Source organism: Nostoc mirabile CHAB5784, assembly GCF_020829645.1.
Lineage (GTDB): Bacteria > Cyanobacteriota > Cyanobacteriia > Cyanobacteriales > Nostocaceae > Nostoc > Nostoc mirabile.
Window position 1 is genome coordinate 150,120 of sequence record NZ_JAIVFS010000004.1, and the last position, 12,117, is coordinate 162,236.

General features: G+C 41.8%; 12 protein-coding genes and 2 pseudogenes. 4 read left to right on the forward strand and 10 right to left on the reverse strand.

Annotation, left to right across the window (positions count from 1 at the left end):
* Positions 1-28 precede the first annotated feature (28 nt).
* The gene (locus LC653_RS05010) at positions 29-1,186 is read left to right on the forward strand and encodes a universal stress protein (RefSeq protein WP_229493143.1); all 1,158 of its coding nucleotides are present in this window, start codon (positions 29-31) and stop codon (positions 1,184-1,186) included.
* A 4-nt stretch (positions 1,187-1,190) separates the two neighbouring features.
* Here the strand turns inward: LC653_RS05010 and LC653_RS05015 are convergent.
* The 3 genes and pseudogenes from LC653_RS05015 to LC653_RS05025 all read right to left on the reverse strand — a co-directional run.
* Positions 1,191-1,301 (reverse strand): annotated as a pseudogene (locus tag LC653_RS05015) (carotenoid oxygenase family protein); the annotation flags it as partial.
* A 294-nt stretch (positions 1,302-1,595) separates the two neighbouring features.
* Positions 1,596-1,694 (reverse strand): annotated as a pseudogene (locus tag LC653_RS05020) (NUDIX hydrolase N-terminal domain-containing protein); the annotation flags it as partial.
* 63 nt (positions 1,695-1,757) lie between these two features.
* Positions 1,758-2,960 carry a phosphoglycerate kinase gene (locus tag LC653_RS05025; RefSeq protein WP_229493025.1) on the reverse strand — a complete coding sequence of 401 codons (1,203 nt, stop codon included), beginning with the start codon at positions 2,958-2,960 and terminating at the stop codon, positions 1,758-1,760.
* An 89-nt stretch (positions 2,961-3,049) separates the two neighbouring features.
* Between LC653_RS05025 and LC653_RS05030 the strand changes: the two genes are divergently transcribed.
* Positions 3,050-3,457 carry a universal stress protein gene (locus LC653_RS05030; RefSeq protein WP_229488010.1) on the forward strand — a complete coding sequence of 136 codons (408 nt, stop codon included), beginning with the start codon at positions 3,050-3,052 and terminating at the stop codon, positions 3,455-3,457.
* Positions 3,458-3,494: 37 nt separating this feature from the next.
* On the opposite strand, the gene LC653_RS05035 is transcribed toward LC653_RS05030, so the two are convergent.
* The 5 genes from LC653_RS05035 to LC653_RS05055 all read right to left on the reverse strand — a co-directional run bounded on the left by LC653_RS05035 (position 3,495) and on the right by LC653_RS05055 (position 8,176).
* Entirely contained in the window at positions 3,495-3,644 is a 150-nt protein-coding gene (locus tag LC653_RS05035; RefSeq protein WP_229493026.1) for a hypothetical protein, read from the reverse strand.
* Between the two features lie 194 nt (positions 3,645-3,838).
* Positions 3,839-4,057: a hypothetical protein gene (locus LC653_RS05040; RefSeq protein ID WP_229493028.1), complete on the reverse strand. Its 219-nt coding sequence runs from the start codon at positions 4,055-4,057 to the stop codon at positions 3,839-3,841.
* A gap of 406 nt (positions 4,058-4,463) precedes the next feature.
* On the reverse strand, positions 4,464-4,919 hold the full coding sequence (locus LC653_RS05045; protein WP_229493029.1) for a DUF1392 domain-containing protein: 456 nt from the start codon (positions 4,917-4,919) through the stop codon (positions 4,464-4,466).
* 877 nt (positions 4,920-5,796) lie between these two features.
* A complete protein-coding gene (locus tag LC653_RS05050) occupies positions 5,797-6,507 on the reverse strand; it encodes a GDYXXLXY domain-containing protein (RefSeq protein ID WP_229493031.1) in 711 nt (236 codons plus the stop codon).
* Positions 6,508-6,757: 250 nt separating this feature from the next.
* A complete protein-coding gene (locus LC653_RS05055; protein ID WP_229493033.1) occupies positions 6,758-8,176 on the reverse strand; it encodes a DUF2157 domain-containing protein in 1,419 nt (472 codons plus the stop codon).
* Positions 8,177-8,351: 175 nt separating this feature from the next.
* Here LC653_RS05055 and LC653_RS05060 point away from each other — a divergent pair, with 175 nt between their 5' ends.
* Complete coding sequence (locus tag LC653_RS05060) at positions 8,352-9,329, forward strand: RsmB/NOP family class I SAM-dependent RNA methyltransferase (protein ID WP_229493034.1); 978 nt, start codon at positions 8,352-8,354, stop codon at positions 9,327-9,329.
* A 414-nt stretch (positions 9,330-9,743) separates the two neighbouring features.
* Entirely contained in the window at positions 9,744-10,193 is a 450-nt protein-coding gene (locus LC653_RS05065) for an NUDIX hydrolase (protein ID WP_229493035.1), read from the forward strand.
* Positions 10,194-10,619: 426 nt separating this feature from the next.
* On the opposite strand, the gene LC653_RS05070 is transcribed toward LC653_RS05065, so the two are convergent.
* A complete protein-coding gene (locus tag LC653_RS05070) occupies positions 10,620-10,760 on the reverse strand; it encodes a peptidoglycan-binding domain-containing protein (RefSeq protein WP_229493037.1) in 141 nt (46 codons plus the stop codon).
* Positions 10,738-11,676 (reverse strand): prolyl aminopeptidase, encoded by a 939-nt coding sequence (pip, locus tag LC653_RS05075; protein ID WP_229493039.1) that lies wholly within the window; start codon positions 11,674-11,676, stop codon positions 10,738-10,740. Before pip ends, LC653_RS05070 begins: the two co-directional genes overlap by 23 nt.
* Positions 11,677-12,117: the final 441 nt, after the last annotated feature.

Sequence of the window (12,117 nt, forward strand, 5' to 3'; positions counted from 1 at the left end):
CTCCCCACTCCCTACTCCCTATTTTCAAATGTCAGATAATACTAATACTCGTTCAGCTAGCACTGCACCTTTAAATTCTGTAAGTTACTCGCTTTATCCGGCACGACGGCGGGGCAAGCATAAAATATTTATTGGCATGGCTCCTGGAGTAGGCAAAACCTACCGGATGCTGGAAGAGGGACACGCGCTTAAACAGGAAGGAATTGATGTCGTCGTTGGGCTTTTAGAAACCCACGGACGCAAGGAGACAGCTGAGAAGGGAGAGGGACTGGAGATTTTACCCCGTAAGAAATATCCTCGCGGTGAGTTGACGCTAACGGATATGGATACAGATGCTATTTTAAAGCGATCGCCCCAATTAGTCTTAATCGATGAACTTGCCCATACCAATGTCCCTGGTTCCCCACGCGAAAAACGTTACGAAGATGTAGAAATAGTTTTGGCAGCAGGTATTGATGTCTACTCCACAATGAATGTGCAACATTTGGAAAGTCTTAATGACTTAGTAGCCAGAATTACAGGTGTGGTAGTACGTGAACGTGTTGCTGATAGGATTCTGGATGAAGCAGATGAGATAGTGGTAGTGGATGTTACACCTGAAACCCTGCAAGAACGGTTATTAGAAGGCAAGATTTACGCACCCGAAAAAATCCAACAATCTCTCGATAACTTTTTTCAACGTCGTAACCTGATTGCTTTGCGGGAATTAGCTTTGCGGGAAGTAGCAGACAACGTGGAAGAAAATGCCATTGCTACTACCCCCAATGGGCAATTTTGTAATATTCACGAGCGGGTTTTGGTGTGTGTATCCACTTATCCCAACTCAGTGCAACTGTTGCGCCGGGGTGCGAGGCTGGCTAACTATATGAACGCACCGCTTTATACCTTGTTTGTTGCCGATCCAGAACGCTTCCTCACCAAGGAGGAAAGCTTACACATTCACACTTGTGAGAAACTCTGTAATGAATTTGAAGGTACTTTTATTCGTGTTACCAACAGTAACGTAGCTAATGCGATCGCTGAAGTCGCCGAGAAATATCGAATCACTCAAATTGTAATCGGAGAGAGTCAGCGATCGCGCTGGCAAATGCTCCTCAAAGGATCTTTGACGCAAAAATTAGTGCGCTTGCTCAAAAATATTGATTTGCATATCATTGCCAGCGAAAAAATGGTTTCATCCAAATAGAGGATCAAATTTCCCCAAAAACCTTAGAAGTAAAGCTTCCATGCAAACCATAGGGGATATGATGCTTGAGATGTAGCCGTGCAATTGTTCCTTTAGTAGCATCCAAAATTACCAATAAAACTCTGCATATACTTTGTTATTTATTTAGGACTTACCCACTGTACAAATGCATTGTGATGTGCATTACTTAAAATAGGCTATTTCAGGCTTTTCTTAATTATCCTGCGATCGTAAATAGACCATGCTGTAGGGGCACAGCATTGCTCATTGGTGTCAACTTAAGTCAGAGAGCTTCATTCCACAGTCATTTTACCCCACACGCCAGATGCTCCACTTGGGGAGACCCCAAGACCGCACTGGCTCCCCAAAATCTCCCCTCCCCGTTCCCGGTGAGGGGAGATTTTGTCGGTTTGTAGCGTTCGATATCAAAAGGGTTTTCAGAATAAGTCAAACCATTTTGAGCGATCGCTTGTAACTTTTGTGCCCATTCCAGCCATTTAGTTTCCACAGTTTTTCCCCTATTTGTAGAGACGTTATATGTAACGTCTCTACATAATTCTAAAGATGGCTATTAAGCATCATCTAAAGCTGCGATTCCAGGTAAAACCTTGCCTTCAAGTAACTCCAAGCTAGCGCCGCCGCCGGTGGATATGTGGCTCATTTGGTCGGCTAAACCAACCTTTTCCACAGCCGCTACTGAGTCGCCGCCGCCAATGATGGTGGTTGTGCCAGTTTTACCGATTTCCGCAAGGGTATGAGCGATCGCTTCCGTACCTACCGCAAACTTATCAAACTCAAACACACCCATTGGCCCGTTCCAAATTACCGTTTTGGTATCTGCAAGGGCATCTTGGAAAACTTTTACTGAGTCTGGGCCAATATCCAAACCTATACCATCATTGGGGATGTTCTCAATGCTGACGGTTGTCGCATTAGCATCAGGAGCAAACTTATCTGCTGATACTATATCCGTGGGTAACAAGAAGGTAACGCCCCGTTCCTTAGCCTTAGCTTCCAAAGATTTCGCTAGTTCTAACTTGTCATCTTCCACCAACGACTTACCGATATTTAAACCACGGGCTTTATAGAAGGTGAAAATCATTCCACCGCCGATGATCAGTTTGTCGCACTTCTCCAGCAAGGTTTCAATCACGCCAATTTTGCTGGAAACTTTGGAACCGCCAATAATTGCCGCTAAAGGACGTTGGGGATTTTCAATAGCATTTTGAAGATATTGCAATTCCTTCTCAACCAAATATCCAGCCACAGAAGGACTCAGGAATTTAGTCACACCTTCAGTAGAAGCATGGGCGCGGTGTGCAGTACCAAAAGCATCATTTACATAAAAATCAGCATTAGCTGCCAATTTTTTCGCAAATTCTGGGTCGTTTTTCTCCTCTTCTGGGTAAAAACGGACATTTTCCAGTAACAGCACTTGGCCATTTTGCAACGCACCAACTTCAGATGCAACTTCATCACCAATGGAGTCATCAGTTTTAACGACTTCTTGCCCCAGTAACTCAGAGAGACGCTTGGCAACGGGAGTTAGGCGTAATTTGTCATCCACACCCTTGGGACGCCCAAAATGACTTGCGAGAATGACCTTAGCACCCTTCTGGGTCAAATCTCTGATGGTTGGTAGAGCTGCGCGAATGCGAGTATCGTCGGTAATGTTGCCTTGATCGTCCACAGGCACATTAAAGTCAACCCGCACTAAGGCACGTTTCCCAGATATATCAGCCGAAGATAAACTTGCTAAACTTTTTTTGGACACACCAAACTCTCCTGATTGCCTTTTTGTTATTGTTTTGAAAGTAGAACCATCAAGATTTTACCGGAGTCAGGGGTACCCAAGTGACAGAGATATTTAAGACAGTACTATTTCCTATTGATCAAAGCCGGGAAACGCGGGAAGCTGCTGATGTAGTTACAAACGTAGTCAAAAAGTACAGCAGTCGCTTGGTGCTGCTGTCTGTGGTAGAAGAACCGCCTCCAGATGCGCCTAGTCCAGATCCGATGGTGTCACCAGAGGTAGTTGCTAAACTGCTGGAAAATGCCCAATCTTTATTTTCTGGGCAAGGAATTCAATCCGAAATCCTGGAAAGGCGAGGTAAACCAGCTTTTACTATCTGCGATGTCGCTGATGAAATCGGAGCCGATTTAATTATCATGGGCTGTCGAGGGCTAGGCTTGACTGAAGAGGGAGCGGATGATAGTGTTACGACTCGCGTGATTAATCTTTCCCCTTGCCCAGTGCTGATTGTGCCCTAGTAGTCTGGCAAGCTAACTTTGACGGGTGAGACACTTCCTATTCGTTGCCAGTTGTGGAGGTGTTACCGTTGACCAAGTTAGAAAATATGTCGAGAATCAGGCTGCGGTGTCGGAATGATTGGCGATTCGTCACCCACCCCACAAACATTTGAGCGGTGGTCAAAATTGGTCGGGGGTGGGATTCCAAGGGCGCCGCGCTATCCCCCTCACCGCCAACTGCTAAGAGCAGTCTGGCGGGAGTACCCCGCGCTTTAGATGGCTCTATTTCAACCTACACGACGGTTTATTCAACAAGCTGGAGGGACAAGTTTCCTGACTCTCTTGGGCTGCAATCGACGGGAGCAAGCAATGCTGACGCTATATACCTTTGGGGACTCAATTTTAGATTGAAGGCGATCGCCCATGCTCATCCACTCTCATCATAGCAGCCATTCCCTCGACATCCCCCGAATCGCTGTCTTCTGCATTAGATATATGAGTGTAGAGGAAAACTAGCACTAGGCTGGCTTCCCCAAAATTGTTGGGTGAGGGGCAAGGAGCAGATATCGGATTCCTATAAAAATACTCTACTGATTTATTTGCCTCAGTAGAGTATATCAATGTATATGTATCTTATGCCTCTAAGCATTATTTTATCCAATAGTAAATCTTTATACGACAGTGTAGATACTGAGTGTTATTAAACAGCACGCGACTTGTGACTGGTGTGGACACGAAAGCGGCGATATTTCTTGAAGGTGCAGTGAGTTGTCAAAATCTCATTCGTCAGCCTGGTATCAAAGTAGTGCTTAGAGTTACCCAATAATCACTTATCAAAACCTCTCGCATCGCTGCTTCATCGCTAAAAGTTTCTCGCAAAAGGCGTCCTTCATAGACCAGCTTCGGATTTGGGATTTGGTTGATTCACTATTAAGATTCAATCCCAGCAATAGAAAATCAACCCAAACAATTAAGCGCACACTCGGATGAACGCACTAACTTTTTTGGTACAACTCCAAAAACATAGTCATACATTCACTTTTACTAAATCTACATCTGCAAGCCAGATAATTCTACTTTGAGCCGATGCCATTTCTGACAAAATTGGGGAACGCCATTCTACTGCATAAAGCCAATTGTTTTTCAGGCTAAAAATCCCTTGAATAATCCGACGTGATGGTTCTTCACTAAAATCAACTTCCACCACATCGCCCAATTTAAAAGCTGGTGTAGCAACTGTGGCTTTTTCCACTACGTTTGTTCCAGAAAATTCTTCTTGAGGCAAGTATAGTATTTCACGACAGCAGACAATGGTATAAATCCATTCCTGTCTCTCCCATTGGACACCACAACAGTAGCCTGATATATCAGAGCCTGATAACAAGACTTTTTCCAGGATTTGAACTGCTAATGGTGGCATGGCTTTTCCCCACGGTACAGAACTATGCCAACAAGATTCTAAAGTGACAATTTGATTAATCATGCAAAGCAATCTCTTTTTTATACATAAACTACTTTGCACTTGTGTAATCCGGATGTAATTTAAAAATCCAGTCACAGCAGCATCTTAGTGAGCTACTATGACGCATGGCTAGGGGTCAGGCCGTCACAGACTGAAGCCGGGTAATGCGCTCGGCAGACTGCTGTGCTTCCCGGTAGAGGCGGGCATTATCAATGGCGATCGCGGCTCGATGGGCAATGTCTTCTGCCAATGCCATATCTGTTTCATACTTGACAAGTGTTGGTTAACGAATTATTTGTTATGACCCCAACAACCTCTAAGAGTGTTAATGACGATAAATAATCTGTTATTCAACACTTGAAAATACGAAACATCTGACAACCTGATAGTACTTACTTAGCGAAAATTTACTTAGATGTCTATCTTTCAAAAATATCTTTGCATAATCTTCATATTATTTGCTGATAAATGTATATACAAGTACTGAACTTTGTGTCTTCTTTATATTTTGATATTACTGTTGCACGTTATAAAATTCTGGATGCTTTGTAAGCCTCGGTTCAGGCGACTGTACATAGCAAGTTGACGGTTATTTAAGTGCAACCGTAACTTAGAGTCAACTCAATACTAAGAGTATTAACTCGGCTTCAAGTATTAAAATTAAATAATTAAATGCTTTCTATTAGACATCTCCAAAAATTAAATATGCGTTACCCAGAACCGTTGTAGAGACGTAGCAGTGCTACGTCAAAACAATTCTTGTTCACTCATATCTCTATTCGTTTTTCATTTGTATTTACAAATGAAAAACAAAGAAGTCTGAGCATCGGCTTCCGGCGCTCAGAACTTTGGAGACAAACCTTGCGTGTAAATATGCAATGTTTATTTTCCTAACAGCTTAAAAACGATAGTTGCGATCGCGCACCCACATACTAACTGGCACTGCCTTACCCTGTGGATCAACTTTCGCCTTAACTACAATGGGTGGTACTTGTCCTCTGCGGGCGCGTTGGGCTTGTAAGTCGTTCCTAATCTGCTGCCGTTGGTTTTCTGGGATGTAATATGTTTCTAAGCCGTAGTTAACAGAGCCATCTTGATAAATACCTTTTAAGGCTACCTGATTGGCTCTAAGAGTTGTGGGGCGATCGCTAGTTACTCGCAACGGCCTCCAAGCTCTAGGAACACCGCGGCCAGAGGATAGTTGCTCTTGCAAAGTCACGTATATGTTGGTTCCTTCAGGCAATCTTCTGCCACTTCCACGACCTTTGCTGACTAATGTTTGCCAACCAGGCAATCTGCTCAAATTTGCGGTGCGGGATATATTGTAATCTAAGTCTAAGGTGTTACCTTCTAGCACATTGTTAGGGTTTACAGGTACGGTTTGCAAAATCACCGTCTTACCTGTCACATCTGTATAAAGCGCTTGGGCTGGTACTGCCATAATTAGCCCTGTTTGCAGCGCCAGGGGAGCTAGTAACCGCCAAAAAGGTAAGGGCTTATTCGATTTTTGTTCACTAGCAATCAAGTAATCCCGAAAAGTCACCTTATTAGAAAATTCGGCTTCGGGAGACAAGGTTTTATTTTTAGATTCAGAAGAACTATTAGTCATGAGCGTAGTCCTAAAAAGCAGAGGTATTGAGGAGGTCAAAAGTAACGAGATTAGGACTGACGCAGAGAAACTTTAAAAACTTTAACGCACAGAAATTTCAGAATAAGTTAGGAGTAGAGACGCGATTAATCGCGTCTGTACAGGAGTTAGGAGTGCAAGGAAAAATCATCGATTTTGAAACTCCATCACTTTATGGTTGGCCTTTTCCTGACTTCTGAATTCTGACTCCTGAATTCTTTCATCCTTTACACTACTTTTTACTTGCAGAGCTACCACCAGGTAAGCGGCGTTCAAACCAGAGTCCAGCGCTAATTAAAGCAGAACCGCACAAAACAAAGACTAGGGACTTGAAAAGTAAATCGGTATCGTACTCTTGCACGCGACTGATAATTTGCAGTGTTACTAACAACATACCACCCCAAAAGGAACTTCTGTTGCTTAATTTCAATCCTTCTTGAATTAGTCCCCAGGCTAATGTTGCTAAAAGTACATTGAAAATAAAAACACCAAGTTCATCAATTCGGCTGATAGTTTGATGCCAAAAAGGTACTAGAGTAATAAAGACAAGGAAGGTACTAATGACAGCAGTCGTGAAAATCACTTCGCGGCGTGGAGGGTTATTTCTTTGACGCAGTAGAAACAACCATTGCAATACCGCCAAGCCACTGAGAATTCCCAAATCGATAATCGGCAGAGACTCAAATAAGTTTGTCACATTCGTAGGCTGATTATAACTATAATTTGGAGATTCCCAGACCCAACGAAAAGACAAGATGTAAAAGACAATGCCGAAGCTTACCAACGCTAAATTACGGGCCAAAGATTGAAACAACCTGTAATTTATGGTTGGAAACAGCAAGTCATCATAACTCCAGAATAATGCAGGTGGCAGTGCAAAAGCAAAAGATGCCACCCAAGGGGCTATATCAGCATAATTCAGCAGTGGCAGAGGATTGAGGTTGGCTTGTAAGGAACTAGCAAAGACAAAGGCTGCTAGACCAAAAATCCAACGCGATCGACAGAAGTAGGCTAAGGGTACAAACACTAGCCATGCCAATAAAGGCATGTGCTGCACCACTAGGCGCGACCAAGTTAGATCACCTGAAGCGTACCATAAGTCTTCTAATCCTGTCCAATAGCCGATTTCCACGAGGACAATTGACAGAATTCCTAAAGAATTTAAGCACAAACTAAAGGCCATCACCACAACGCCCAACCCCCAGGCGAGAAACAGTTGGGAAGCTGAACCAGCAATATTGAACATCTGGGCCATCAGCAGTAAATTTGCACCGAAAATGAAGGCGCTTAAAATGAGCAATCCCTCTCCCAGTAAGCGTTTGCTTTTTTGTGGCTTCTTTCCTTCAGGTTGTCTCCAATTGAAAAAACCAGTGATTGCGATCGCAAAAAACAAACTTATCATCAAAATAAACTTGACTTCTCGTGATCCTCCCTGCCAGTTTCCTGCTACAAAGGTAATTATACCTAAGCATAAAAGTATGCCGCCTATAGCAATTGCGATCGCTTTATTGCGATCGCGTGCAGCAGCTTCCAAGTTCTTAAATTGATAACGTTCTGCTATTTGCTCATACAGCGAAGAACTAATTAATCCTTCATCCCTCCATAATTGTGCTTCTTTGCGTAATTTTTGCGGAAAACTATCTAAGAACATGACCTTCTCCGGTGCAGTGGGGTAGCTTGGCCATTGCGTTCCCAATGGCGGTCATTATATTTTGAGTATGAAGCCAAAAGCCTTAATTACATTGTTCTTGTGTAACAGTTTTATTTTGATTTGGATACAAGCTAATTCGTAATTCGTAATTCGTAATTCGTAATTAATAATCCACATGGAAAAACCTTCTAATTTATTACTTAAAGTCTCGCGGCGTTTGTTCAATAATCTAGATGATCAAGAAAAATTTATTGAGGCTTTAATGAATCCTCAGCCTTTTTCACCGAGTATTCTTTGGTGTAAAGAAAAGACAGAGATTTCGCCTTTGACAGTGGAAACACCAACCTATTGGCAACCACAATTTATAGACCGTTTATCCTTGGGAGAAAAACCTGGTCAGCATCCCTTACATCAACAAGGATATTTCTATTGTTTAGATTTTTCTTCAGTGTTTGCAGCTACTACTTTGTTAGCTATTCCTGTGCCAGTAAGTTTAGTTTTTGATATGTGTGCCGCACCAGGAGGTAAAAGTATCTTTGCTTGGAAAGCTTTACAACCTGACTTACTCATCAGTAATGAAGTAATTGGCAAACGTCTGGGAATGCTAATTTCTAATTTGAAGCGTTGCCAGATTAGCCCTAGTGCAGTAGTTAATAGAGATTCTAGTATATTTGCCGAAATGTTTCCCTACTCTAGCAATCTAGTAATAGTAGATGCTCCTTGTACTGGACAATCTTTACTAGCTAAAGGTGAAAAAGCACCCGGATGTTTTCACCCAACTGCTATTAATAAGAGTGCAAATAGACAAAAACGCATCATAGCAAACTCAGCTAAACTTGTTTCACCACAAGGCTATCTTGCTTATATGACTTGCACATATTCACCCGAAGAAAATGAGCAAGTTTGTGAATGGTTCTTGGAACGCTTTCCCCAGTTTCAGGCAATAGAGATTAGTAATTTAGCCAAATATCAGTCGCATTTAACTAAAATGCCTTGTTATCGGATGTTTCCTCAGGATATGTTAGGTGCTGGTGCGTTTACAGTACTGTTTAAAAATACTAATGAGGATAAAGATCAAGATGAGCGTAAAGAAGTAGATTTAAATACAATATCTTCGCTGTATATCTATCAAAATATGAAAAAGTCAAGTTAGTTAAATTTATAGCATTAAGCTAGAATATCTAATATTTGGAATAGTGCTGCATTTGTCAATCAGCCATCAGAAATACACATTTTACAGCAGTTGATTTTATATTTGTAAAATTACAAGCCTAGTACAGCGGGCGCGGAAATAAGCATACCATTTCAAATGGGGCAAGAAGCTCGGAATACAATTATGCGTGAATGCGTGAATGCATGAATTTTGACTTCCGCCTTACGGTAGGGCTGCATAGATGTGCGGCGTTACTTCAACAATCAATAACTTTCAATAATTAACTTTTATGGTTAATAAAGTTTTTTAACCTTTTCATAACCTGAAGTTAACTAAAATTTATCCGGTATCAGCTCTCGACTTTTTGAAATAAACATTGTACAAAAAAGCTAGACCGTAAAGGATGCAAATTACATGAGTCGAAAAATCAGCAAAGTCTTTAAACAGTCTGGGGTGATTCCTTATAGAGTGAACAATGGCAAAGTCGAAATCTTGCTAATCACAACCCGTAACTTTCAACACTGGGTAATTCCGAAAGGAGATATTCCTAATGGCATGAGTCCGCCCGCTTCAGCAGCCAAAGAGGCGTGGGAAGAAGCAGGGGTAATTGGGCAGGTAGACACCAATGAACTCGGTAGTTACAAGTACCGCAAACGAGGCAAAATTTACCGAGTTAAGATGTATTTGTTACCAGTTGATATGCTGAGTGAAGATTATCCAGAAGCAAGTAAAAGAAAACGGCAGTGGTTAGAAGTGACTAAAGCTATCAGGCGGGTTAAGTTTAATTCACTCAAACGAATCCTTAAAGGTTTTTTCCAGGTCGAATCTCACTTTTGTGCATTTCAAGATCCTAATCAAGTATAGAAAAAATACATTAATTAAGTATGCATAATTAAACATACAATAAAATCCTAGTTTGTAGTGAGCGATTCATCGCTCATAGCAAGGTTTCTAGTACAAAATTGAATTTATTTATCCCTTGCTAATTCTTCAAAAACCCTGGAAGCAACTTGAGAGCTTTTCAATAAGTAGCTATATTTAAAACAATTGCGATCGCTAATTCAAACAAGTAAACATTAAATGTAAAGCATCACCTATCTTTACATTACATCTCTTGCACGAATATTAAATAGACCCCCCTTAGTCCCCCCTTATAAAGGGGGGAAATCGAGTAAGTTTACTCCCTCCCCTTAATAAGGGGAGGGTTGGGGTGGGGTTTTGAGGATTCATGCAAGAGGTCTATTTAATTGATGTTGAGTATGGGGCTATTTATTGAGTGTACAATTCGTTCTAAATCCATAGTAAAGCTACCCAAGTTTTTATACCAACAATTCCATCAACTTGTAATCCCTTAGATGTTTGGAAACTAACAATTGCATCCTTATAGAAATTTAAATATTCAACCGAATTAAATATTATCTGTTGCCTCAATCAAAGCACTACGAATTCCTGATTCACTCATCGAATGCCCGGCATCATGAACCACAATAAATTCTGCTTCCGGCCAAGCGCGATGTAATTCCCAAGCTGATATCATTGGGCAGACTACATCATAGCGTCCCTGAACAATTACAGCCGGAATATGGCGAATGCGGTCTACATTTAAGAGTAATTGATCTTCTGTTTCAAAAAATCCCTTATTTATAAAGTAATGGCATTCAATACGTGCGAAAGCTGAAGCAAATTCACTCTCGCCAAACTTTTGCATGAGTTCTGGGTCTAAAAAAAGTCTACTTGTACTAGCTTCCCAAATTGACCAAGCACGCGCTGCTGTTAATTGAATTTCTAAATCTGGATTGGTCAAGCGTTTGTAATATGCTGCGATTAGATCATCACGTTCATCTACGGGAATTGGTTTGAGATATTCTTCCCAAGCATCAGGAAAAATATAGCTAGCACCCTCTTGATAAAACCATCGCAACTCTTTTTGCCTCAGCATGAAGATACCACGGAGAATTAATCCCGCGCATCTAGAGGGATGGGTTTGACTGTAGGCTAATGATAAAGTGCTACCCCAACTACCACCGAAGACTGTCCACTTTTCTATACCTAAGTGTTGGCGCAGTTTTTCGATATCACTGACTAAATCCCAAGTGGTGTTTTCTCGTAATTCAGCATGGGGCGTACTTTGACCACAACCGCGCTGGTCAAACATCACTAACCGCCATTTTTCGGGGTGGAAATATTGCCGATAAAAAGTTGGACATCCACCACCAGGGCCCCCATGCAGCAAAACGATGGGTTGACCTTGCGGGTTCCCTGACTCTTCAAAATGAATGGTATGAAGGTCAGAAACCTGTAAACTACCTTCTAAGTAAGGCTTGATCGCTGGGTAAAGTTCTCGCATTTTGGATATTTTATCAGTAATGTTGTCATCGCGATCGCGCCAGCCCTGAGTTGTCAGATCGTTGGCGCGATCGTATTACAACATCTTTCGTAAGGGCACAGCATTGCTCATTGGTGTCAACTTAAGCTAGAAATAGCTTAACTGTTGGCTTCCTTACCCGCCTTGAACTAAAGTTCTTTGGCTTTTAGCTAAAGTCTACTGAAGTAGACTAAAGATTTTTAGAAATTTAGTCATCTTTTAGATGACTTTCGCTATTAGCAAGGAACTTCAGTTCCTTGCGGGACAACACTTTTACGTTAAGTTGACACGTATGAGCATTGCTGTGCCCCTACAGCATGGTCTATTGACGATCGCAGGATAATTAAGAAAAGCCTGAAAACTTCCGGGAGCATCGTTAATGCACATCACGATGAATTTGTACAGTGCGTAAGTCCTATATTT

Excerpts from the sequence above, each read along its gene's own strand:
- LC653_RS05010 (WP_229493143.1), top strand. The coding sequence starts at position 29 with ATGTCAGATAATACTAATACTCGTTCAGCTAGCACTGCACCTTTAAAT.
- LC653_RS05045 (WP_229493029.1), bottom strand. The coding sequence starts at position 4,919 with ATGATTAATCAAATTGTCACTTTAGAATCTTGTTGGCATAGTTCTGTA.
- LC653_RS05050 (WP_229493031.1), bottom strand. The coding sequence starts at position 6,507 with ATGACTAATAGTTCTTCTGAATCTAAAAATAAAACCTTGTCTCCCGAA.
- LC653_RS05055 (WP_229493033.1), bottom strand. The coding sequence starts at position 8,176 with ATGTTCTTAGATAGTTTTCCGCAAAAATTACGCAAAGAAGCACAATTA.
- LC653_RS05060 (WP_229493034.1), top strand. The coding sequence starts at position 8,352 with ATGGAAAAACCTTCTAATTTATTACTTAAAGTCTCGCGGCGTTTGTTC.
- LC653_RS05065 (WP_229493035.1), top strand. The coding sequence starts at position 9,744 with ATGAGTCGAAAAATCAGCAAAGTCTTTAAACAGTCTGGGGTGATTCCT.
- pip (WP_229493039.1), bottom strand. The coding sequence starts at position 11,676 with ATGCGAGAACTTTACCCAGCGATCAAGCCTTACTTAGAAGGTAGTTTA.